Source organism: Mycobacterium sp. ACS1612, assembly GCF_001667505.1.
Lineage (GTDB): Bacteria > Actinomycetota > Actinomycetes > Mycobacteriales > Mycobacteriaceae > Mycobacterium.
Genome location: NZ_LZHZ01000070.1, coordinates 1 through 22,203 on the forward strand (window position 1 = coordinate 1; position 22,203 = coordinate 22,203).

A 22,203-nucleotide genomic window follows, 5' to 3' on the forward strand; every position below is an offset into this window, starting at 1 on the left:
CCGCCACCACCGCCGCCGCTGCTACTGCTGCTGCTTCCGCCGCCCGTTGATGACGACGACTGCGACGCGGTGTACGCGCCGATCGACGACGACAACGCCGACTCGAAACTGTCGAAACTCGCACCGCCGGAACCACCACCCATGAAGCCGGTCGAGGTGCTCGACGACGAGTTGTACCAATCCGGTTGCGGTGCAGGCGCTCCCATCGTCGTTTCGTACTTCTTGGCCCACAGCGCCGCCACGCCCGCTGCCACGGCGAACGGCACGTACGCGGTGTACAAGTCCTTGCGGGCGCCGAAGTCGAATCGTGTCTCGGCGGAGTCGGTGGCCAGCATCCGGTGGAATCCGCCTGCCCGCGACCACAATTCGCGGCCAGCCTCTGTGCGCCGGGTGCCGACGCCGTCCGCCCAAGCCCCGAGCGACAGCAGGAAGAACCCGGCGAACGGCAGCGCCCACATGGTGGTCGGGAAGCCCCAGCGGAAAAATCCGCAGGTCATCAGCAGGAAAGCGACCGCGTTGGCGGTGCGCACCCACATCTCCTTCTGGCGCTTGACCATCAGCCCCTCGTCGAAGGCCCACTTCTTGACGCCGGCGGCCATGTCGGTTTTGGCCTTGCTGAGCCGCTGACCCGATTTGACGGTGTGCCTGGCCTCGAATTCGCCGCCCTTGTTCATCACCCGTAGCGCGGAACCGACCGCGACGCTGACCGGATCGACATCGGCCCAAGCACTGCGCTCGGCGAGACTTCGGATGTTCCACTGCTTCTCGTTGACCTGCTTCAGTTCGATCAACCCGCGCTCGGCGAGGTAGAACAGTGTCGCGGTGAGTCCGTTCCTGGGGACGGACTCGGTGCGGATGTATTCGGTCTGCACCGGTCCCAGCCCCGGCGGCGGCGCGTACTGCAGCGGGAACCCAGGCGACGGTTCGACCGTGGTGCGGTACCACAGCACCGCGCCAAGGCCGAAAAACGCTGTCAGGCCGAGCATCCAAACGACTCCGCTGACCGACTGGCCCAAGATGCGGTCCCAGGTGTACGACCACGGCAGGCTGATTCGCGGCGGTGTCGGCACGTCGACACCTGCACGCAGGGTGACCGGTGTGCGGGGTTTGAGGTAGCTCGCGGTCACCTTGACGGTGTCACCTTCGACGCTGAGGTCACACTTGCGGCCGACGCCGTAGCCCACCGAGCATTGGGCGTGGTCCACATCGCCGGGCAACGTCACGGTGACGTCGACGTTGCGGATCTCGTTGTTCCACGACGGCGCGATGACATTCCAGAAGAACACCGACGGCGACGTCGACGGTGCATCGACGCTCGTGGCGAACGTCTTGTCGGCGCCGGTCGTTCCGGGATCGAGCACACCGGGGATGCGGTAGCGGATCTCGAATACGTGGGTGCCGTAGCTGAGGTAGTTGTCGGGATCGCCGATCTTGGCGACCAGGAAGCGTTCGGCGTCCTCCCAGAGCATTTGGTACGAGGCCGGTTCGCCGTCGACCAGGATCGAGGTGATCTCCGGCGTCTGCCGGACCCGCGGACTGTTCGGATTCGCGATGTCCCAGTACCGGAAGATGCCGTGGCGGCCGCTGGGGAATTCGGCGGTGATCGTCTCCACGGCGTCGAGTTCGCCGTCACGATTGACGACGAAGTCGGCGCGGTAGTTGCTGAACACCACCGGATCGGAGACGTGGGATGCGTCGGAGCCGCCGTTGAACACCAGTGGCCAGAGGAGTCCAAAGGTGATGAGTGCCAACGGGATCAGCCACTTGAACAGCCGTCCCATGGCCACCTCCTCGTCGGCGCGAGTCGCCGCGTCGGAACTACCCTATGTGCAACGGGTCGATTTGCACACGCGTTGGCTGCTGGTCGTGTCGCGCGCTGAGCACCCCGGTTGCCCGTCGCAGCGCGGCCGCGAGTGTCAGCCCGCCGTCGCGGGGAACCCGTACCAGCATCCGGCTCACCGGGCTTTCGGCGGTGACACCTGGCGGTCTGCGCGCGCCCGCAGGCAGGTCCACAGGCCCGAGCAGTTGCGCGCCCTCGGGCAGGTCCGCAGCGTCGATGAGGGCGTGAACGGCCGCCGGGGTGCCGTCGACCGCGGCGATGTGCACGGCTGGCGGCAGGCCGACCTCGGCGCGCGCGTCGAGTTCGGCGTCGGCGTGCCCCACCGGATCCCACCGAATCAGCGACTGCACGGTCGGGATGGCCGACTCGGCCACCACCGCGACGGTGCCGCCGTCGCCGCGCGGGCGGACCAGCGCCGCCGCGGCCATCCAGCGCCGCAGCGTGTCCTCGGCGGCCCGCAGATCCTGACGCCCCAGCAGCGCCCACGCGTCCAGCAGCAGCGCCGCCCCGTAACCGCCCGCGGCCACCGGTTCGGCGCCTGGTGTCGCGACGACCACCGCAGGCCCTTCGGCGACCGTCGCCACCATCGCGTCACCGCCCGAGGTGATCACCGGCGTGCCCGCGAACGCCCTGCCGAGTTCCTCCGCGGTGCGCCTGGCGCCGATGACCACCGCGCGGACAGCGTCGGATCCGCAGCGGGCGCAACGCAACACCCGGTCCGCGCGGCCACACCAGCGGCACACCGCGCCCGCGGTGTCACGGTCGGGCAGCGACAGCGGACCGGTGCAATGCCTGCAGCGCGCCACGGTGCGGCAGCGCGCACACGCCAGTGCAGGCACATAGCCGCGCCGCGGCACCTGGACAAGCACCGGATGCCCGGCCTGCAGCGCGGCGCGGGCCGCGCGTAGCGCCAGCGACGGCACCCGGGCGGTACGCGCCGCGGGATCGCGCTCCTGCTCGTGGCCGCTGTCATCGAGCGCCACCACGCGCGGTGAACGCGCACGCACGACGGCGCGCGGCGCCACCAGATCGTGCGCCCACCGGCTGCGCACCAGCGCATGGGATTCGGCGGTGCGGGCATAGCCGCCGATCAACGCCGCGCACCGCAGTTGATGGGCGCGCAACATCGCCACCTCACGCGCGTGTGGATAGGGCGCGCGCGGTTCGGACAGGGTGTCGTCGCCGTCGTCCCACACCATCACCAGGCCCAGGTCGGCAACGGGTGCGAACACGGCGCTGCGGGTCCCGATCACCATGCGCGCCCCGCCACGCAGCACCGACAGCCACCGGCGGTAGCGCTGGGCCGGTCCGAGACCGGCAGACAGCGCGGCCACCCGCTCCTCGTCGATCAGCCGAATCACGCTGGCGGACAACGCATCCACGTCACGTTGGTCCGGCACCACGGCCAGCACGCCGCGGCCGGAACTCACCGCCACCGCCGCCGCTTCGGCAAGCCGGTCGGTCCACTTCTCCCCCGGTAACGCCTGCCACACCGCGCGCGCGGCGCGGCCGTCACCGAGAGCGCCGAGGAACTGTTCGCCGCGCCCGTATTCGGACCATGCAGCGGTGTCGACCGGTTTGACCGCCAGCGGCGCGAGTTCGGGTGCCGACTGCTTCTCGACGTTCGCGTGCCGCGGCGGCACCGCGAGGCGCAACACGTCGGCGCGGGTACCCGCGTATCGCGCCGCGACCGCGTCGACGAGCCGGCGCACCTCCGGCGTCAGCACCCGCTCAGCCGATACGACACGATCCAGCCAACCCAACTTGCCGACATGGTCTGTGTCAGAGCGTCTTTCGAGAACGAACGCGTCAACGAGTCTGCCGTGGAAGCGGACCCGGACACGCACCCCTGGCTGCGCATCATCGGACTGCTCGGCCGACACCAGGTAGTCGAATTCGCGGTCCAGATGCGGCACCGTCAACATGGGCAGCACACGGGCGATGGGCTCGTGCTCGGCCGGGTGTCGGGCGGTGGTCACTTGCGGCCGAAGAAGAAGCCGGCCGTGATGAGCACGATCGACGCGGCATATGCCCACCAGATCGGCACGGCGAGTGCCTCGGAACCCAGGACGAACTTGCCGATGCCGATCATGCCGTCGGACACCGCGAAGCACACCGCGCCCAGCGCGGTCCACGACGTCGGCAACCGGGCCAGCAGCGCCGCGCACACCATCGCGCCGAGTACGGCGATGTACACCGTGACGGGAACAGCCATCCCCTCGGCGAGCAGTCGGGGCCAGAACCACACCAGCAGCACGACGCAGGCCACCACCATGACTGCCGCGGCGACCAGCCGCGGCCCAGAGCGTGCGACCAGCGGGATCAGGGCCGCGAGGAAGCACAGGTGGGCGATCAGGAACGCGGCAAGGCCGAGCACGAATGACGGCGTCCACCACGGCATCGCCAGCAGGAAGTCCCCCGCCGCCGAGAACAGCAGCGCCGCGACCAGCCAGCGTCGCTCACGCCGGATCGGGTGGGTCAGCGCCGCGGCCGCGAGCAGGACCGCCGTCAGGGCCTTGACCGCGGGCTGAAGCAGGAACTGGCCGGTGAGTTCGGCGCCGTGCGGCAGCCGCAGGGCCGTGCCGATCAGGAAAACGCCGTAACAGGCGCCCACGATCACGGCGGCCACCCAAAGAATCCGCGTCCGCGGACGTGCGTACGGTGTCCCCGTGTCCGTTGCTGAAGAGAAGCCCGCGGTCGACGCCATCCTGCTGAAGGTACTAAAGGCCGTTCCGTTTCAGTTGACAACCGACGGCGGCGTCGAGGCCGCCAGGCAGCGGTTCCGCGACCTGCCGCGCCGCCCGGTGCATCGGGAGGTGCACACCGAGGACCGCACCATCGAGGGGCCGGCGGGGTCCATCCGGATTCGGATCTACCGGCCGCCGACAACGCAGGAGACGCTGCCAGTGATCGTCTTCCTGCACGGCGGTGGATGGTGCGTCGGCGACCTCGACACTTACGACGGGGATGCGCGCAACCACGCGGTCGGCGCCGACGCGGTGGTGGTGTCGGTGGAGTACCGGCTCGCCCCGGAACACCCCTACCCGGCCGCCGTCGAAGATGCTTGGGCCGCAACGCAATGGGTGGCGGCGAACGCGGATCAACTGGACGCCGATCCCGACCGGATGGCGGTGGCGGGCGATTCGGCGGGCGGTAACCTCGCCGCGGTGGTCGCGCTTCTCGCGCGCGACGCGGGCGGCCCGCCGATTCGTTTTCAGCTGCTGTGGTACCCGGCCACCACGTGGGACACCTCGCTGCCGTCGTTGACCGAGAATGCGGACGCTCCGCTGCTCGACCGGGCGTCGGTCGGCTCGTTCGGGCGTTGGTACGTAGGCGATCTGGACCTCTCCGAGATGCCGGCGACGCTGGCTCCCGGCCGGGCCGATGACCTGGCGGGACTGCCGCCCGCCTACATCGCGGTCGCAGGGCATGACCCGCTGCGCGACGACGGCGCCCGCTACGCCGAACTGCTCACCGCGGCCGGGGTGCCGGTGGAACTGCACAACGCCGAGACCTTGATCCACGGATATCTCGGCTATGCGGGCGTCGTGCCCGCCGCCACGGCTGCCGCAGAGCGCGGACTGGCGGCGTTACGCAAGGCGTTACACGCGTCATGACGCGATCGCGCCGGTGGATTTGAACCTGTCACGGTAGGCCTTCGGTGAGATGCCGAGCTGGCTGACGAACACCCGACGCAGCGTCTCGGCGCTGCCGAAGCCCGACAGCCGGGCAGAATCGGTGACCGAACGACCGGCGTCGAGCGCCGAACGCGCAGCATCGATCCGGATCATCTCCACGTAACGGGCCGGCGTGGTGCCGAGTTCGCTCTGAAACAACCGGGTCAGCTGGCGGGTGCTCAAAGATGCTTGCGCGGCAAGGGTTTTCACGGTGTGATTGGCGCCGGGGTCGGCGGCGATCGCCTCAGTGACCGCCCGCAACTGCGACCGCTCCGGCGGCCGGGATTCGACGAGCACGGAGAACTGCGACTGCCCGCCGGCCCGTTTCAGGTACACCACCAACGATCGGGCCACCTCGCGGACGAGGTCGGCGCCGTGGTCGTCTTCGACCAGTGCCAGCGCCAGGTCGATGCCCGCCGACACCCCAGCGGAGGTGTAGATGTCGCCGTCGCGCACGAAGATCGCGTCCGGTTCCACAGTGATTTTCGGGTACGCCCGCGACAGCAGGCCGGTCTGCCGCCAGTGGGTGGTCGCGCGCCGCCCCTCGAGCAGGCCCGCCTGCGCCAGGATGAACGACCCCGTGCAGATGGACGCCATCCGCCTGGTGCGCGGGCACAACGCCTTCACCGCGGCCACGAGTTGCGGGTCGATGGGTCGGCCGACCAGATCGTCGCCGCCCGAAACCACTACGGTGTCGGCCTTTTCGACCGCGGCAATCGACGTCGACACGGCCAACCGGGTGCCGACGGAGGTAACCGCGTCACTGCCGTCGACAGAGGCCATCACCACCTCATAGGAGGCGCCGAACAGGTTCGCCTCCGCGAACACCTCCGCGGGCCCTGCCACGTCGAGCAGTTTCATGCCGTCGAACACCACGAACACGACGAGTCGATCAGTTGGCATGCCCCCACCCTATGTCGCTTTCTGTGGGAAAAATGGCTCAGCGGACACTGCCGGGGTGGGGCGGCGCGGACCAACACTGATGCCATGACAACACAGACAATCGCGGGCATCGCGATACCAGACACCCAACTCGTACGAGACACCACCGAATACATCCGGGACACCGAGAACGACCTGCTGTACAACCACTCGCGGCGGGTGTTCCTGTTCGGCGCGCTGCAAGGCAGGCGCCGTGGCCTCGACCCCGACCTCGAGCTGCTCTATGTCGGCGCGATGTTCCACGACATCGGCCTGACGGAGGGCTACCGCGACTCCATGGGGCGGTTCGAGGTCGACGGCGCCAACGCCGCGGAGAAGTTCCTGCGCGACCACGGGTATGACGACGCGACGGTGCGCAAGGTGTGGCTGTCCATCGCGCTGCACACGACGCCAGGCATCCCGGAGTTCCTCGACCCGGAGATCGCGCTGGTCACCGCGGGCGTCGAAACCGACGTTCTGGGCATCGGCCGCGACGATCTGTCGCAGGAAGAACGCGACGCCGTGACGGCCGCGCACCCCCGACCGGATTTCAAACGCCGCATCCTGGAGGCCTTCAACCAGGGCATGAAGCACCGGCCGGGCTCGACGTTCGGCACCGTCAACGACGACGTGCTGGCGCATTTCGACCCGAGTTTCGTCCGCGACGACTTCGTCAACATCATCCTGACGAACGGCTGGCCGGAGTAAGACCGGGAAAGCGCGCGCCACGGGTTTACATTCGATGTATGCCCTCTTCGCCCCAGTACGACACCGTCATCGTCGGTGCCGGGTTCTCCGGCATCGGCACCGCCATCAAGCTGGATAGAGCCGGCCTCGGCGACTACCTGATCGTCGAGGCAGGTGACGGGCCTGGCGGCACCTGGTACTGGAACACGTATCCCGGTATCGGCGTTGACATTCCGTCGTTCGCGTATCAGTTCTCGTTCGAGAAGAGCGCGGACTGGACGCGGACGTACGCGCCGGGGCGGGAATTGAAGGCCTATGCCGAGCACTGCGTCGACAAGTACGGCCTGCGTCCGAAGATCCGGTTCAACACCAAGGTGACCGGTGCCGCGTTCGACGACGACGCCAGCGTGTGGCGCGTCGAACTCGACACCGGCGAGACGGTCACGGCGCGCTTCATGGTCAACGCGTGCGGGGTGCTCATCACACCGAATCTTCCCGACATCGACGGCGTCGACTCGTTCGCCGGTGTCACGATGCACACCGCGCGCTGGGACCATGAGCAGGATTTGACCGGTAAGCGCGTCGCGATCATCGGCACCGGGGCCTCGGCGGTACAGGTCATTCCCGAGATCGCGCCAATTGTCGAGCGGCTCTATGTCTTTCAGCGCACACCGATTTGGTGCTTCCCCAAAGCCGACGTACCGCTGTCGCCGACGATCCGGCGGCTGATGCGACTGCCGGGTGGCCACGCGGTGCAGCGGCTGCTCAGCCAGGCCTACGTCGAACTGACCTTTACGTTGCCTGCCCAGTACTTCACCCTCAACCCGATGGCGAAGAACATGACGCAGGCCGGCAAGTCGTATCTGCGCAAACAGGTCAAGGACCCGGAGGTGCGCGACAAGCTCACCCCCCGCTACGCCGTCGGTTGCAAGCGGCCCGGGTTCCACAACACCTATCTGTCGACCTACAACCGCGACAACGTCGAGTTGGTCACCGAGCCGATCGACAAGATCACCGGTTCGGGCGTGGCGACCACGGACGGCGAGACCCGCGACGTGGACGTGCTGATCCTCGCGACCGGGTTCAAGACGATGGACACCGACGAGATGCCCACGTATCCGGTCACCGGTTCAGGCGGGCTGTCGTGGAGCCGCCACTGGGCCGAGCACCGCCTGCAGGCCTACGAGGGCGTCAGCGTGCCCGGCTTCCCGAACTTCTTCACGGTCTTCGGACCGTACGGCTATGTCGGTAACTCCTACTTCGCGCTGATCGAGACGCAGACACACCACATCGTCCGCTGCCTGAAGCAGGCTCGACGCAGGCGCGCCACCCGCGTCGAGGTGAAGCAGGAGGCCAACGACCGCTACTTCGCCGAGATGATGCGCAAGCGGCACCGGCAGATCTTCTGGCAGGACAGCTGCCAGAACGCCAACAGCTACTACTTCGACAAGAACGGCGACGTGCCGCTGCGGCCGGCCAGCACGATCGAGACGTACGTCCGCAGCCGCCGCTTCCCGCTCGACGACTACGCGTTCACGTCCTAGACGGAAGCTTTGAGCTCCTCGACCTTGTTGAGCTGCTCCCACGGCAGGTCGACGTCGGTGCGGCCGAAGTGGCCGTAGGCGGCGGTCTGCGCGTAGATCGGACGCAGTAGGTCCAGGTCGCGGACGATCGCGCCGGGACGCAGGTCGAACACCGACGTGATGGCCTTCTCGATGCGGGCCGGGTCGACGGTCTCGCTGCCGAAGGTCTCGACGAACAAGCCAACCGGCGCGGCCTTGCCGATCGCGTAAGCGACCTGCACCTCGACCCGCTCGGCCAGGCCCGCTGCGACGACGTTCTTTGCCACCCAGCGCATCGCGTAGGCGGCGGAACGGTCCACCTTTGACGGATCCTTGCCGGAGAACGCACCGCCGCCGTGGCGGGCCCAGCCGCCGTAGGTGTCGACGATGATCTTGCGGCCGGTCAGGCCCGCGTCGCCCATGGGACCGCCGAGCACGAACTTGCCGGTCGGGTTGACCAGCAGCCGGAAGTCGGAGGTGTCCATGGTGTCGTGGTTCAGGTCGGCTAGCACGGTGTTGACGACCTTCTCCCGGATGTCCGGGGTCAGGGTGGCGTCCAGGTCGATGCCCGCGGCGTGCTGCGTCGACAGCACAACGGTGTCCAGGCGCACCGGCGTGGTGCCGTCGTACTGCACGGTGACCTGGGTCTTGCCGTCGGGGCGCAGGTAATCCAGCACGCCGCTCTTACGCACTTCGGTCAGCCGCCGCGACAGCCGGTGTGCCAGCGCGATGGGCAGCGGCATCAACTCGGGGGTGTCCTTGATCGCGTAGCCGAACATCAGGCCTTGATCGCCGGCGCCCTGGGCGTCCAGCGGGTCACCCGCGCCCTCGACGCGGGTCTCGTGGGCGGTGTCGACACCCTGCGCGATATCCGGCGACTGCTTGCCGATGCCAATGTTCACACCGCACGTCTCGCCGTCGAAACCCTTCTCCGACGAGTCGTAGCCGATCTCGAGGATGCGCGCGCGCACGGTATTGGTGATGTCGGCGAACGCCTCTTTCGCCTGGGTGGTCACCTCGCCGACGACATGGACCTGGCCGGTGGTGACAAGGGTCTCCACGGCGACGCGGGACTTCGGGTCGTCCGCGAGCAACGCGTCCAGCACCGAGTCGCTGATGGCGTCACAGATCTTGTCGGGGTGGCCCTCGGTTACCGACTCACTGGTAAACAGCCGAGCATCGCTCACGGTTCGAACCCTTTCCGAAACTTAGTCAATCGAATTATATGCCTGCCTCGGTGCAGCCAAGCGTGCGCCTCCTGCTCGCGCAACCCTTGGCCGCAGCCTGATGCTGCGCCGGCTTGTCCCGCCGCTACCCGCCGTTGTTGTGTAGGAAGGCCACGATCGCGTCCACAATACGGCTGGCCATCAGAGTTTTCGAACCGTGCTCCAGTGCCGATTCGGTTCCGTCCGCCGCGAGCAGCCAGCCGTCGTTGTTGTCGACTTCGAACGCCCGATTCTCACCGACGGCATTTACCACGAGCAAATCGCAGCCCTTGCGTTTCAATTTCGAGCGGGCGTGGAAGAGCACATCGCCGTTCGCGTCGCCCGTTTCAGCAGCGAACCCCACGATGGCCCGCATGTTGGGTAGCTGGCCGTCCGCGCGAGCCCGCACGGCACCGGCGAGCACGTCATCGGTGCGGGTCAGTTCAATGACCGGCGCCGGCGTATTGGGATCGGCGGACTTCTTGATCTTGCTGGTCTGCACGTTGGTGGGCCGGAAGTCGGCCACCGCAGCGGCCATCACCAGCACATGCGCATCGGGCGCGTGCTTGGAGACGGCGTCCTTGAGCTGCGCGGCGGAGCCGATGTGGACGACCTCGACACCGGCCGGGTCGATCAGCCCCGCGGTGTTGCCTGCGATCAGCGTGACCTCCGCGCCGCGCTGCGCCATCACCCGCGCCATCGCGTAGCCCTGCTTACCCGAGCTGCGGTTGCCGATGAAACGCACCGGGTCAATCGTCTCGCGGGTGCCTCCGGCACTGACGAGCACCTTGACGCCGGCCAGGTCGTAGGGCAGCGCATCGCCGCGTTCGAGCAACAGCCCCGCGAGCGTGGTGATCTCCTCGGCCTCCGGGAGTCGGCCCGCACCGCTGTCGGCTCCGGTGAGCCGACCCGAGGCGGGCTCGAGAACGATTGCGCCCCTTCGCCGTAACGTCGCGACGTTGTCGACAGTGGCGGAGTGAAACCACATTTCGGTGTGCATGGCGGGCGCGAACATCACCGGACATCGCGCGGTCAGCAGCGTCGCCGTCAGCAGATCGTCGGCGCGGCCCGCTACCGCGCGAGCCAGCAGGTCAGCAGTGGCAGGCGCCACCACCACGAGGTCGGCCTCCTGGCCGTACCGGACATGCGGCACCTCGTGGACGTCGTCCCAGACGCCGGTGTGCACCGGGTTACCGGACAGGGCCTCGAACGTCGCGGCGCCGATGAAGCGCAGCGCAGACTCGGTCGGCACGACGCGGACGGAATGGCCCGCTTCGGTGAGTTGACGGACGATTGTCACCGCCTTGTAAGCGGCGATGCCACCGGCGACGCCGACGATGATCCGCTTGCGGTCGCTCACCGCAGAGCCTTAGCTACTCGCCCTCGGTGTGCTCGAGCAGGTCCTCGTGGATCTCGCGCATCGCGATCGACAGCGGCTTTTCCTGAAGGCCCGGCTCGACCAGCGGACCGACGTACTCGAGGATGCCGTCGCCGAGTTGGTTGTAGTAGTCGTTGATCTGGCGAGCACGCTTCGCGGCGTAGATGACCAGCGCATACTTGCTCGACGCCCGGGACAGCAGTTCGTCGATAGGCGGGTTGGTGATGCCCAACGGCGTGTCGTACGCGCTGGCGGCGGACGGGTCGAGGTCGTCCACAGCGGCCAGCGGCGTGTCGGCGTGCGGGGTGCTCACGTAGAAAATCTCCTGGGGGTTTAGGTGGCTCTCGGGCAGGATGGCGACCGGCAGCGGGCGCCTCATCAAGTCCGGCCCACCAGCAAGGATACCAATTCGTCGCAGGCGGATTCCAATTCGCTGTTCACCACGACTTCGTCGAAGTCACCCTGCGCGGCCAACTCGGCCCTTGCGGTGGCGAGCCTGCGCGCCATCACCTCGGCGGATTCCGTGCCCCGCCCCGACAGCCTGCTCTCCAACTCCTCCCAGCTGGGCGGGGCCAGGAAAACCGTGATGACCTCGGGCATCGCCTTCTTCACGGCGCGAGCGCCGGCGAGGTCGACTTCGATCAGCACCGGCCGTCCGGCCTTGGTCGCCTCGCGGATGGGCGCGGCGGGCGTCCCGGATCTGTGCAGGCCGCCGTGGATCTCCGCCCATTCCAGCAGCGCGCCGTCGGCGATCAGCTGCTGGAACTGTTCCGCAGTGACGAACGTGTAGTCGACGCCGTCGACCTCACCCGGCCGGGGCGCCCTGGTGGTCACGGACACGGAGAAATGCAGGTCAGGAATCCGTTTCCGCAGGCAGCGGACAACAGTGGACTTCCCGACGGCAGACGGGCCGGACAGCACCACAACGCGGCTCATCGCAGAACTCTGCTCTTCGCGCGAGCGCTCATCGCTGTCCGACCCCCCGGCCGGAGTTCACTAGTCGCTGGTGAAGTCGAACTTCTCCAGCAGCGCCTTGCGCTGACGGTCGCCCAGGCCGCGCAGACGGCGGGTCGGGGCGATCTCGAGTTCGGTCATGATTTCCTGCGCCTTGACCTTGCCGACCTTGGGCAACGCCTCCAGGAGCGCAGAAACCTTCATCTTGCCCAAGACCTCGTCGGTCTCGGCGTCCTTGAGCACCTGCTTGAGGTTGGTGCCGCCGCGCTTGAGCCGATCCTTGAGCTCGGCACGTGCTCGACGTGCGGCGGCAGCCTTCTCCAACGCTGCCGCGCGCTGTTCGTCGGTCAACTGGGGAAGGGCCACGGGTTCCTCCGTCTCGTCACCATCATCTGTTTTGTCTCGGCTGACCTAGAAACTCCTAGAACCAGCCAGCGTGCACGACCGTACCCACGCAATCTGACGAAAGCGAACCCCACCCCCTGCTTATCGGGTTAAAAGCCCAGCGTGTAGAGCGCCCGTGCGTTTTGCGGGCCTCGGCGATTCGCCAGGGCCGCGGCTCGACGTTTTCCGCACGATCGGCGGAAAAGCCTGCATATCAAGGGTTTTCGCGAATTGTGTCTTCCGTCACAGATCGGGCCGCGATGTGAGGGAGCGCGCGACGCGGGGTCGGGCCACCGTGAAAAATAAAATTTTCCCTGGTCATGGCGCGTCGGGCGTGTCGCAGCCGGTCGGTTGACAGGTAACCGACTGCGAACTTTCGCCACGCAAATAGCATCGTTGTGACTCCTGCGCCGGATGTGACAGGAGTTATCCGAAATGGGCCCGCGCCGGCCCTTGGGGCCCGCCGACAGCAGGACTACAGTGCGTAGTAGACGATCTCAGGCAGGCTACTCGTCGAGAGGCGTGCAGCGGGCATAGCAAGCATTCCTGGCGCTGTTCGGCATCGTCGTGGTCGGCATTTCGCTCGCCCACTTCGCGGTGGGCCCCCGCGCGATCATCGCCAGTGTTGCGGTGCATCCGACGGTGGCCGGTGAGGACCGGTTCTTCGCCGGCTTGTTTTCGTGCTTCGGTTTCGCGTTGCTGTGGTGCGCGCGCAACCGTGCGCCGATCAACCTGCTGGCAGCGGCGCTCTTCAGCGGCGGCGACATAGAACGGATGCGGGGCTCGCGCTGAAACCCGTTGCCGCAGAGCGTGTTAAGCCAGATATGCGACCGCGTCGCGGTAGCGTTCGGCGGCGGCCCGCAGCGCAGCGACCTCCGGCCCGGCGCGCAGCACGTCGCGTGACACGGCGGGGAGCAACTGGCCGTGTTTCGTCCCACCGAAGCCGCCGAGCGCTTCGGGCCGTCCCCCTTGCGCACCGACGCCGGGCACCAGGACGGGTCCGCCAAGTGCGCTGAGGTCGGGCGGTTCAGCCAGCGTGGCGCCGACGACGACGCCGACGGAACCGGGTGCCGGCGACGCCGCGCGGTTGACCGCGGCCGCGGCGTCGACGATCGACTGCGCGACGGTGCTGTCGTCGGTCTTGGCCTGCTGGATGCCCGCGCCCTCGGGATTGGACGTCGCGGCCAGCACGAACACCCCGCGACCATGCGCCGCGGCGGTGTCGAGCAGCGGTTGCAGTGAGCCGAAACCGAGGTAGGGCGATGCGGTGACCGCGTCGGCGGCCAGCGGCGAGTCACCGGCCCACGCGTCGGCGTAGGCCGCCATCGTCGACCCGATGTCGCCGCGTTTGGCGTCGGCCAGCACCAGCACGCCCGACGCCCGCAGCGCGCCGATGGTGTGCTCCAGCACGGCGAACCCCTTGGCGCCGAACGCCTCGAAAAACGCGACCTGCGGTTTGACGACCGCGAAGTCCGCGAACGCCGCAACGCAGATGTCGCAGAACCGGGCCAGGCCCTCGCTGTCGACCGGCAACCCCCATGCGCGCAGCAGTTCTCTGTGCGGATCGATACCGGGACACAGCGGTCCGCGCCGCGACACCGCGTCGGCCAGCCGCGCCCCGAAACCGGTCATGACCCCAACGCGCTGTGCAACTCCTGCAGCGACATCACGCCGATGTCACCGCGGATCCCCGCCTCGATACCCTGCACGGCCGCGGACGCGCCCTGCACCGTGGTCACACACGGAATGTTCATCGCCACCGCCGCCGAGCGGATCTCGTAACCGTCGATACGCGGTCCGGAGTTGCCGTACGGCGTATTGATCACCATGTCGACTTCCCCGGCCCTGATCAGGTCGACCGCGGAGCTTGCGGGCCTGCCCTCGCCTGGCTCCTGGAAATGCTTGCGCACCTCGTCGCAGGGAATACCGTTGCGGCGCAACATCTCAGCGGTGCCTTCGGTGGCCAGCACGCGGAACCCGAGATCGGCCAACCGCTTCACCGGGAACACCAGCGAGCGTTTGTCGCGGTTGGCCACCGACACGAACACGGTGCCGTTGGCGGGCAGCGAACCGTAGGCGGCGGTCTGGCTCTTGGCGAACGCGCTGCCGAAGTCGTGGTCGATGCCCATCACCTCGCCCGTCGACTTCATCTCCGGGCCAAGCAGCGAGTCGACCTGCGCGCCGTCGGTCTTGCGGAACCTGTTGAACGGCAGCACCGCTTCCTTCACCGCGACCGGAGCGTTGCGGGCCGTGGTGGCGCCGTCGCCGGTCTTGGCCAGGATGCCCTCGTCGCGCAATTGCGCGATGCTGGCGCCGAGCATCACGCGCGCGCAGGCCTTGGCCAGCGGCACCGCGGTGGCCTTGGACACGAACGGCACGGTCCTACTGGCGCGCGGATTCGCCTCCAGCACATACAGCACGTCATCCTTCAGCGCGTACTGAACGTTGAGCAGACCGACCACGCCGATGCCGTGCGCGATCGCCTCGGTGGCGCGCCGCACCTGCTCGATGTCGCTGCGGCCCAGGGTGACCGGCGGAAGCGCACACGCCGAATCGCCGGAGTGGATGCCGGCTTCCTCGATGTGCTCCATGATGCCGCCGATGTACACCTCGGTGCCGTCGCAGAGCGCGTCGACGTCGATCTCAATGGCGTCTTCGAGGAACCGGTCGACGAGCACCGGATGCTCGGGCGACAACTGGGTGGCGCGGGTGATGTAGCGCTGCAGGGTCTCCTCGTCGTAGACGATCTCCATGCCCCGCCCGCCCAGCACGTAGGACGGCCGCACCAGCACCGGGTAGCCGATGTCAGCCGCGATGCGTCGCGCCTGTTCGAAGCTGATCGCCGTGCCGAACCGCGGCGCGGGCAATCCCGCGTTGGTCAGCACTTCGCCGAACGCGCCACGGTCCTCGGCCAGGTCGATGGCCTTGGGACTGGTGCCGACGATCGGCACACCCGCCTGCTCAAGGCGTTCGGCCAGCCCGAGCGGGGTCTGCCCGCCGAGTTGCACGATCACGCCGACGACGCCCGGACCTCCCTGACCGGAAGCGGATTCGGCGTAGTAGACCTCCAGCACATCCTCGAACGTGAGCGGTTCGAAGTACAGCCGGTCGGCGGTGTCGTAGTCGGTGGACACCGTCTCGGGATTGCAGTTGACCATCACGGTTTCGAAACCGGCCTGGCTCAACGTCGTCGCGGCGTGCACGCAGCTGTAGTCGAACTCGATGCCCTGGCCGATCCGGTTCGGGCCGGAGCCGAGGATGAGCACCTTCGGCTTCTCGGCCTGCGGGGCGACCTCGGTTTCGGCGGCGGGGTCGAGTTCGTAGCTGCTGTAGTGATAGGGCGTCTTGGCCTCGAATTCGGCCGCACAGGTGTCGACGGTCTTGAAGACGGGGTGGATGCCGAGCCGCTGACGCAGCGCCCGCACACCGACCTCGCCCGCCAATTCCGGTCGCAGCGCGGCAATCTGGCGGTCGGACAGTCCGTAGTGCTTGGCGCGCCGCACCAGTGCCTCGTCGAGCACCGGCGCGTCCGACAACTCGGCGCGCAGGGCGACCAGCCCGGCGATCTGTTCGACGAACCAGGGGTCGACGCCGGACGCCGACGCCACCTGCTCCACCGTCGCGCCCAGGCGCAGCGCCTGCTCGATGTCGTACAGCCGGCCATCGGTGGGCGTCTTCAGGCGCTTCAGCAGGTCGTCGACGGACAGGTCGGGGTCCGGTGCGGTCCAGAACCCGGCGCGACTGGTCTCCAGCGAGCGCATCACCTTGCCGAGCGCCTCGATGAAGTTGCGGCCCAACGACATCGCCTCACCGACCGACTTCATGGTGGTGGTCAACGTCGGGTCGGCGCCGGGGAACTTCTCGAAGGCGAACCGCGGCGCCTTGACCACGACGTAGTCGAGCGTCGGCTCGAAGCAGGCCGGGGTCTCCTTGGTGATGTCGTTGAGGATCTCGTCGAGGGTGTATCCGATGGCGAGCTTGGCGGCGATCTTGGCGATCGGGAAACCGGTGGCCTTGGACGCCAGGGCGCTGGACCGCGACACCCGCGGGTTCATCTCGATGACGATCAGTCGACCGTCGGAAGGGTTGACCGCGAACTGGATGTTGCAGCCGCCGGTGTCGACGCCGACCTCGCGCAGGATCGCGATGCCTAGGTCGCGCATCGTCTGGTACTCGCGGTCGGTCAGCGTCATCGCGGGGGCCACCGTCACCGAGTCGCCGGTGTGCACGCCCATCGGGTCGACGTTCTCGATCGAGCACACGACGACCACGTTGTCGTGGTGGTCGCGCATCAGTTCGAGTTCGAATTCCTTCCAGCCGTAGATCGATTCCTCGATCAGCACGTTGGCGCTCGGCGAGGCGGCCAGGCCGTCACCGGCCATCCGCTCGACGTCGTCGGCGGAGTACGCCATGCCGGACCCCAGGCCACCCATGGTGAACGACGGGCGCACCACCACGGGCAGTCCCAGTTCCTCGACGGTTTCGCGAACCTCGTCCATTGTGAAACAGACGCGGGAGCGCGCGGATTCGCCGCCGACCTTGGCGACGATGTCCTTGAACCGCTGCCGGTCCTCACCGCGCTGGATGGCCTCGAAGTCGGCACCGATCATCTCGACGTTGTACTTCTCCAGCACCCCGTTCTCGTACAGCGCGACGGCGGTGTTCAGCGCGGTCTGCCCGCCGAGGGTGGCCAGCACGGCGTCGATCTTGTTGCCGCGCTCGGCTTGTTGCTTGATGACATTCTCGACGAACGCCGCAGTGATCGGCTCCACGTAGGTGTGGTCGGCGTACTCCGGGTCGGTCATGATGGTCGCCGGGTTGGAGTTGACCAGGCTCACCTGCATGCCCTCGGCACGCAGCACGCGGCACGCCTGGGTGCCGGAGTAGTCGAACTCGCAGGCCTGCCCGATCACAATCGGGCCGGAGCCGATCACCAGCACGTGGTTGAGGTCAGCCCGTCTCGGCACTAGTGGTCCCCTTCCCCGCGACCGACCGTGTTTGCGCACGACACGCCGCGGATTTCTGTACAACAGCGGTCGCTCGCCGCGAAGATCACTTCTCCCCCGACATCAGGTCGACGAACTGGTCGAACAGGTAGTTCGCATCATGCGGGCCCGCGGCCGCCTCGGGGTGGTACTGCACCGAAAAGGCGCGTCCGTCAACGAGTTTGATGCCTTCGACGACGCCGTCGTTGGCGCAGGTGTGGCTGACCTCGGCGAGTCCGAACGGGGTATCGAACCGCTCCCCCGCTTCACCTTCGAGCGCGAAGCCGTGGTTCTGTGCCGTCACCGCGACCCGGCCGGTGGCATGGTCGATCACCGGCACGTTGATGCCGCGGTGCCCGAACACCATCTTGTAGGTCGACCGGCCCAGTGCCCTGCCCAGGATCTGGTTGCCGAAGCAGATGCCGAACAGCGGGATGCCTGCGCCGAGTACCTCGCGCGTGACGCCCACGATGTGGTCGGCGGTCGCCGGGTCGCCGGGGCCGTTGGACAGGAACACGCCATCGGGCTCGAGGTCGGCGATCTGCTCGAATTCGACCGTCGACGACAGCACATGGCTGCGGATGCCCCGGATGGCGAAGTTGCGCGGCGTGTTGGTCTTGATGCCCAGATCGATCGCGGCGACGGTGAACCGGTGTGCCCCTTGGGGTTCCACCGTGTACATCGAGTCGGTGCTGACCTCGCCGGCGAGGTTGGCGCCGAGCATCGACGGCTGGCTGCGGACTCTGGCGAGCAACTCGTCCGGGTCGGCCAGCGCGTCACCGGAAAATACCCCCGCCTTCATCGACCCGAGGCTGCGCAGGTGCCGCACCACCGCGCGGGTGTCGATGCTCGCGATGCCTACGACGCCCTGCCGGACCAGTTCCTCGTCGAGCGTGCCGGTGGCCCGCCAGTTCGACGCGCGCGGCGACGGGTCGCGCACCGCGTAGCCCGCCACCCAGATCTTGTCGCCGCGGCTTTCGGCGTCCTCGTGGTTCCATCCGGTGTTGCCGATCTGCGGCGCCGTGGCGACGACGATCTGCCCGTGATAGCTCGGGTCGGTCAACGTCTCCTGGTAGCCGGACATGCCGGTGGAGAACACCGCCTCGCCCAGCGTCTGCCCGACCGCGCCGAACGGCACGCCGGTGAAGATCCGGCCGTCCTCGAGGACGAGCACCGCCTTGCTCGACGTCATGCCGCGCCCTCCAGCCACTTCGAGTAGTCGTCGCGATTGTCGGCGCGGAATCCGGTGTCGATCTGGGCGCCCGACGGCAGCCGCCACCGGATGGCCAGGATGCCCTCGTGCGTGATCACCTTGCCCGCCAGTGCCTTCTCCGAGCGGATCGTCTCGATCGCGTCGTCGGGTATCCAGATCGGTACGGCTCCGGTGCGCTGCAACATGATTCCTTCGGGATAGCGGGTCAGCACTGCCTTGGCGCGATACCCGAGGTCGCCGACCGCGATGCGGTCCAGCCAACTGGGCGCCAGCGTGCTGCCGACGTAGAGCCCCTTGGTCGGGGGGATCAACGCCGGACCGACGGTATCCGGTAGCTGCGGCAAGGTTCCAATCAATTGTGCCTGCCGCTGGGCGCGGCGCAGCCACCCGCGCATCATTTGCCGGATCGCGAATGCGATCAGCACCGCCAACACGGCAGCGACGATCAGCATCGTGACGAGTGTGCCGGTGTTCATGCGCGATCCGCCTGCGCTACTCGCTCGCCGTTCATGCCGGGCTCTTCCCATCCCGCGCGGTCACCTTGCCGCGCAGCAGCGTCAACGTGACGGCCGCCGGCAACTCCATCGATTCGTACGGGGTGTTGTCCGACCGGCTGGCCAGCGCGACGCCCTCGACGGTCCAGGTGGCGTCGGGGTCGACGACGGTCAGATTGGCGGGTTCACCGATCTCAAGGGGCCGGCCCTGATCGGGCAATCCGACGATGTGCGCAGGGTTTTCGCTCATCACCCGGGCGACGTCGCGCCACGTCAACAACCCGGTTCGCACCATCGTCTCGGCGACGACGGACAGCGCGGTCTGCAGCCCGAGCATGCCGGGACGCGCGTGCGCGAACTCACACATCTTCTCGTGTTCGGCGTGCGGGGCGTGGTCGGTGGCGACGCAGTCGATCACTCCGTCGGCCAACGCCTGACGCAGCGCCGCGGCATCCGACGCCTCGCGCAGCGGCGGATTGACGCGGTTGCGGCCGTCGTAGCTGGCCAGCCGGCTGTCGTCCAACAGCAGGTGATGCGGAGTGACCTCCGCCGTGATCGAAATCCCTTGTGATTTCGCCCACTTGAGCAGCTCGACGGTGCCAGCGGTGGACGCGTGGCAGATGTGCACCCTGGCGCCGGCGTCGCGGGCCAGCAGGGCGTCGCGCGCGACGATCGACTCTTCGGCGGCGCGCGGCCATCCGGCCAGCCCGAGTCGGGCGGCGATGGGACCCTCGTGCGCGACGGCCCCGACCGTCAGCCGGGGTTCCTCGGCGTGCTGGGCGATCAGCACACCCAGACCCGTGGCGTACTCGAGGGCGCGGCGCATGATCAGCGGGTCGTGCACACAGACGCCGTCGTCGGAGAACATCCGCACCTGACCCACGCCCGCGGCCATCAAGCCCATCTCGGTGAGCTGTTTACCCTCCAGGCCCATCGTGACCGCCCCGACCGGGTGCACGTCGACGAGGCCGACCTGCTGACCGCGATGCCAGACATGGTCGGTGACGACAGGGCTGTCGGCCACCGGGTTGGTGTTGGCCATCGCGAACACCGCGGTGTAACCGCCCAAAGCTGCTGCAGCCGAACCGGTTTCGATGTCCTCGGCGTACTCCCGGCCCGGTTCCCGCAGGTGGGTGTGCAGGTCGACGAACCCGGGCAGCAGCACCTGGTCGGTGGCGTCGAAGACGTCGGCGTCATCGGGTGCGGCCAGGTCGGGCCCGATCTCGGCGATCTGGCCGTCAGCGGTCAGCACGTCGACGCCGTCACCCTCGCCGTAGAGTCGCACCCCGCGAATCAACACGCTCATACGCCGACCGCCTCCTCTGCGCCGACCAGCAAGTGGAACAGCACCGCCATCCGGATGTGCACGCCGTTGGAAACCTGTTGCAGCACAGCCGATTGCGTGGAATCAGCCACGGAGAACGCGATCTCCATGCCGCGCACCATCGGCCCGGGATGCAGCACCACCGCGTTGCCGGGCAGCATCGCCTGACGCTTCTCCGAGAGCCCGTAGAGCACCGAATACTCGCGGGCGGATGGGAAGAAGCCGCCGTTCATCCGCTCGGCCTGCACGCGCAGCATCAGCACCGCGTCGGCGATTGGCAGTTCCGCGTCGAGGTCGTGCGAGACGGTGACCGGCCAATCCGCCACCCCGACCGGCAGCAGCGTCGGGGGCGCGACGAGCACCACCTCGGCGCCGAGCGTGGCCAGCAGCAACACGTTCGACCGGGCGACCCTGCTGTGCAGCACGTCGCCGACGATCACCACCCGCTTGCCCTCGATGGTGCCGAGTCGCTGCCGGATGGTCAGCGCATCGAGCAGCGCCTGGGTCGGATGTTCGTGGGTGCCGTCGCCCGCGTTGATCACCACCGGACCGGTCGCGTCGATGCCGGAAGAGGCGGTCCACTCGGCGAGTTGCTGGGCCGCCCCGGAGGCGGGGTGGCGGATGATCAGTGCGTCGGCGCCTGCTGCGCGCAGCGTCAGCGCGGTGTCGCGCAGCGATTCGCCTTTGGCCACCGAGGATCCCGAAGAGCTGACGTTGATCACGTCGGCGCTCATCCACTTGCCCGCGACCTCGAACGAGACCCGGGTGCGGGTCGAGTTCTCGTAGAACATCGTGATGATGGTGCGGCCGCGCAGCGTCGGCAGCTTTTTGACCTCGCGGCCCAGCAGCGCCTGACTGAAGCGGTCGGCGTCGTCGAGGATCGCCAGCGCGTCGTCGCGGGACAGGTCGCCCGCCGAAAGGAGATGCTTCATCTTGCGGGCCCTCCGTGGGGTGCGATCCAGATGCCGTCGACCTGATCGTCTTCGGTGAGGCGGACCTTGACGTTCTCGCTGCGCGAGGTGGGCACGTTCTTACCCACGTAGTCGGCGCGCAGGGGCAACTCCCGGTGCCCGCGGTCGACGAGGACCGCAAGCTGCACGGCGCGCGGCCTGCCGATGTCGCGCAACGCGTCGAGCGCCGAGCGAACCGACCGTCCGGTGTAGAGCACGTCGTCGACCAGGATCACCAGTGCCCCGTCGATGCCACCCGCGGGGATCGAGGTGTCTTCGAGCGGACGCGGTGGCTTGAAGTCGAGGTCGTCGCGGTAGAGCGTGATGTCCAGCGCCCCGTGCGGAACGGTGACGCCTGCGAATTCCTTGATCTTGGCCGCCAGTCGCGTTGCCAGCGTGACGCCCCTGGTCGGGATGCCGAGCAGGATGACGCGCGGCGCGTCGCTACCGTCGAGCGCGGTCTTCTCGATTATCTGGTGGGCGATGCGGGAGATGGTGCGGCCGACGTCCGCTGCGGACATCAGCTCCCGGTCGGTGCCTGACGAGGCTGCGTTAGCGCCCAAGTGACCCTGACCTCCTTCTCCGCCTCTCTGGACGGATCGTTAAAGGACGTCGAACTTCGGGCAGAG

20 protein-coding genes are annotated in these 22,203 nt (G+C 67.9%); 4 read left to right on the forward strand and 16 right to left on the reverse strand.

Annotated elements, in window-relative coordinates:
- From A5724_RS30110 to A5724_RS30120, 3 genes are all read right to left on the reverse strand, one after another.
- Positions 1 to 1,781: DUF2207 domain-containing protein (locus tag A5724_RS30110; RefSeq protein ID WP_067811040.1), on the reverse strand; the 1,781-nt coding region annotated here is incomplete at its 3' end.
- A gap of 37 nt (positions 1,782 to 1,818) precedes the next feature.
- Complete coding sequence (locus A5724_RS30115) at positions 1,819 to 3,765, reverse strand: primosomal protein N' (RefSeq protein WP_232005026.1); 1,947 nt, start codon at positions 3,763 to 3,765, stop codon at positions 1,819 to 1,821.
- Positions 3,766 to 3,815: 50 nt separating this feature from the next.
- Positions 3,816 to 4,547 (reverse strand): lysoplasmalogenase, encoded by a 732-nt coding sequence (locus tag A5724_RS30120; RefSeq protein WP_067811347.1) that lies wholly within the window; start codon positions 4,545 to 4,547, stop codon positions 3,816 to 3,818.
- On the opposite strand from A5724_RS30120, the gene A5724_RS30125 reads away from it, so the two are divergent.
- Positions 4,510 to 5,457, forward strand: coding sequence for an alpha/beta hydrolase (locus tag A5724_RS30125; protein ID WP_067811046.1), 948 nt, complete (start codon positions 4,510 to 4,512; stop codon positions 5,455 to 5,457). The two genes, A5724_RS30120 and A5724_RS30125, sit on opposite strands and share 38 nt — an antisense overlap.
- Here A5724_RS30125 and A5724_RS30130 read toward each other — a convergent pair.
- On the reverse strand, positions 5,452 to 6,420 hold the full coding sequence (locus A5724_RS30130; protein WP_067811049.1) for a GlxA family transcriptional regulator: 969 nt from the start codon (positions 6,418 to 6,420) through the stop codon (positions 5,452 to 5,454). The genes A5724_RS30125 and A5724_RS30130 overlap by 6 nt on opposite strands.
- 84 nt (positions 6,421 to 6,504) lie before the next feature.
- On the opposite strand from A5724_RS30130, the gene A5724_RS30135 reads away from it, so the two are divergent.
- Positions 6,505 to 7,146, forward strand: a complete 642-nt coding sequence (locus A5724_RS30135) for an HD domain-containing protein (RefSeq protein ID WP_067811052.1) — start codon at positions 6,505 to 6,507, stop codon at positions 7,144 to 7,146.
- 38 nt (positions 7,147 to 7,184) lie between these two features.
- On the forward strand, positions 7,185 to 8,669 hold the full coding sequence (locus A5724_RS30140) for an NAD(P)/FAD-dependent oxidoreductase (protein WP_067811055.1): 1,485 nt from the start codon (positions 7,185 to 7,187) through the stop codon (positions 8,667 to 8,669).
- Here A5724_RS30140 and metK read toward each other — a convergent pair.
- The 5 genes from metK to mihF all read right to left on the reverse strand — a co-directional run bounded on the left by metK (position 8,666) and on the right by mihF (position 12,590).
- Positions 8,666 to 9,874: a methionine adenosyltransferase gene (metK, locus tag A5724_RS30145; RefSeq protein WP_067811059.1), complete on the reverse strand. Its 1,209-nt coding sequence runs from the start codon at positions 9,872 to 9,874 to the stop codon at positions 8,666 to 8,668. The two genes, A5724_RS30140 and metK, sit on opposite strands and share 4 nt — an antisense overlap.
- Positions 9,875 to 9,998: 124 nt before the next feature.
- Positions 9,999 to 11,252: a bifunctional phosphopantothenoylcysteine decarboxylase/phosphopantothenate--cysteine ligase CoaBC gene (gene coaBC / locus A5724_RS30150; RefSeq protein ID WP_067811062.1), complete on the reverse strand. Its 1,254-nt coding sequence runs from the start codon at positions 11,250 to 11,252 to the stop codon at positions 9,999 to 10,001.
- A gap of 13 nt (positions 11,253 to 11,265) precedes the next feature.
- On the reverse strand, positions 11,266 to 11,583 hold the full coding sequence (rpoZ, locus tag A5724_RS30155) for a DNA-directed RNA polymerase subunit omega (RefSeq protein WP_067811352.1): 318 nt from the start codon (positions 11,581 to 11,583) through the stop codon (positions 11,266 to 11,268).
- Positions 11,584 to 11,648: 65 nt separating this feature from the next.
- Positions 11,649 to 12,206 (reverse strand): guanylate kinase, encoded by a 558-nt coding sequence (gmk, locus tag A5724_RS30160; RefSeq protein ID WP_067811064.1) that lies wholly within the window; start codon positions 12,204 to 12,206, stop codon positions 11,649 to 11,651.
- 60 nt (positions 12,207 to 12,266) lie between these two features.
- Positions 12,267 to 12,590, reverse strand: a complete 324-nt coding sequence (mihF, locus tag A5724_RS30165) for an integration host factor, actinobacterial type (RefSeq protein ID WP_067811067.1) — start codon at positions 12,588 to 12,590, stop codon at positions 12,267 to 12,269.
- Between the two features lie 564 nt (positions 12,591 to 13,154).
- On the opposite strand from mihF, the gene A5724_RS30170 reads away from it, so the two are divergent.
- On the forward strand, positions 13,155 to 13,400 hold the full coding sequence (locus tag A5724_RS30170; protein WP_082965354.1) for a DUF4345 family protein: 246 nt from the start codon (positions 13,155 to 13,157) through the stop codon (positions 13,398 to 13,400).
- Between the two features lie 21 nt (positions 13,401 to 13,421).
- Here the strand turns inward: A5724_RS30170 and pyrF are convergent, their stop codons facing one another.
- From pyrF to pyrR, 7 genes are all read right to left on the reverse strand, one after another.
- On the reverse strand, positions 13,422 to 14,240 hold the full coding sequence (pyrF, locus tag A5724_RS30175; protein WP_067811073.1) for an orotidine-5'-phosphate decarboxylase: 819 nt from the start codon (positions 14,238 to 14,240) through the stop codon (positions 13,422 to 13,424).
- Positions 14,237 to 17,575 (reverse strand): carbamoyl-phosphate synthase large subunit, encoded by a 3,339-nt coding sequence (carB, locus tag A5724_RS30180; RefSeq protein WP_067811076.1) that lies wholly within the window; start codon positions 17,573 to 17,575, stop codon positions 14,237 to 14,239. The genes pyrF and carB overlap by 4 nt, the downstream gene beginning before the upstream one ends.
- Positions 17,576 to 17,660: 85 nt before the next feature.
- Positions 17,661 to 18,785: a glutamine-hydrolyzing carbamoyl-phosphate synthase small subunit gene (gene carA / locus A5724_RS30185; protein ID WP_067811080.1), complete on the reverse strand. Its 1,125-nt coding sequence runs from the start codon at positions 18,783 to 18,785 to the stop codon at positions 17,661 to 17,663.
- Entirely contained in the window at positions 18,782 to 19,282 is a 501-nt protein-coding gene (locus A5724_RS30190; RefSeq protein WP_067811085.1) for a transporter, read from the reverse strand. Before A5724_RS30190 ends, carA begins: the two co-directional genes overlap by 4 nt.
- Before the next feature lie 31 nt (positions 19,283 to 19,313).
- Complete coding sequence (locus A5724_RS30195; RefSeq protein WP_067811088.1) at positions 19,314 to 20,606, reverse strand: dihydroorotase; 1,293 nt, start codon at positions 20,604 to 20,606, stop codon at positions 19,314 to 19,316.
- The gene (locus A5724_RS30200; RefSeq protein WP_067811091.1) at positions 20,603 to 21,556 is read right to left on the reverse strand and encodes an aspartate carbamoyltransferase catalytic subunit; all 954 of its coding nucleotides are present in this window, start codon (positions 21,554 to 21,556) and stop codon (positions 20,603 to 20,605) included. The genes A5724_RS30195 and A5724_RS30200 overlap by 4 nt, the downstream gene beginning before the upstream one ends.
- Positions 21,553 to 22,137: a bifunctional pyr operon transcriptional regulator/uracil phosphoribosyltransferase PyrR gene (gene pyrR / locus A5724_RS30205; protein WP_067811096.1), complete on the reverse strand. Its 585-nt coding sequence runs from the start codon at positions 22,135 to 22,137 to the stop codon at positions 21,553 to 21,555. Before pyrR ends, A5724_RS30200 begins: the two co-directional genes overlap by 4 nt.
- Between the last annotated feature and the right edge of the window lie 66 nt (positions 22,138 to 22,203).

What these genes read in the sequence shown, in the direction of transcription:
- A5724_RS30200 (WP_067811091.1), bottom strand. Translation starts at nt 21,556, where the DNA reads ATGAAGCATCTCCTTTCGGCGGGCGACCTGTCCCGCGACGACGCGCTG.
- A5724_RS30135 (WP_067811052.1), top strand. Translation starts at nt 6,505, where the DNA reads ATGACAACACAGACAATCGCGGGCATCGCGATACCAGACACCCAACTC.
- A5724_RS30115 (WP_232005026.1), bottom strand. Translation starts at nt 3,765, where the DNA reads ATGTTGACGGTGCCGCATCTGGACCGCGAATTCGACTACCTGGTGTCG.
- A5724_RS30120 (WP_067811347.1), bottom strand. Translation starts at nt 4,547, where the DNA reads ATGGCGTCGACCGCGGGCTTCTCTTCAGCAACGGACACGGGGACACCG.
- carA (WP_067811080.1), bottom strand. Translation starts at nt 18,785, where the DNA reads ATGACGTCGAGCAAGGCGGTGCTCGTCCTCGAGGACGGCCGGATCTTC.
- A5724_RS30190 (WP_067811085.1), bottom strand. Translation starts at nt 19,282, where the DNA reads ATGAACACCGGCACACTCGTCACGATGCTGATCGTCGCTGCCGTGTTG.
- pyrF (WP_067811073.1), bottom strand. Translation starts at nt 14,240, where the DNA reads ATGACCGGTTTCGGGGCGCGGCTGGCCGACGCGGTGTCGCGGCGCGGA.
- gmk (WP_067811064.1), bottom strand. Translation starts at nt 12,206, where the DNA reads ATGAGCCGCGTTGTGGTGCTGTCCGGCCCGTCTGCCGTCGGGAAGTCC.
- A5724_RS30130 (WP_067811049.1), bottom strand. Translation starts at nt 6,420, where the DNA reads ATGCCAACTGATCGACTCGTCGTGTTCGTGGTGTTCGACGGCATGAAA.
- A5724_RS30195 (WP_067811088.1), bottom strand. Translation starts at nt 20,606, where the DNA reads ATGAGCGTGTTGATTCGCGGGGTGCGACTCTACGGCGAGGGTGACGGC.
- A5724_RS30140 (WP_067811055.1), top strand. Translation starts at nt 7,185, where the DNA reads ATGCCCTCTTCGCCCCAGTACGACACCGTCATCGTCGGTGCCGGGTTC.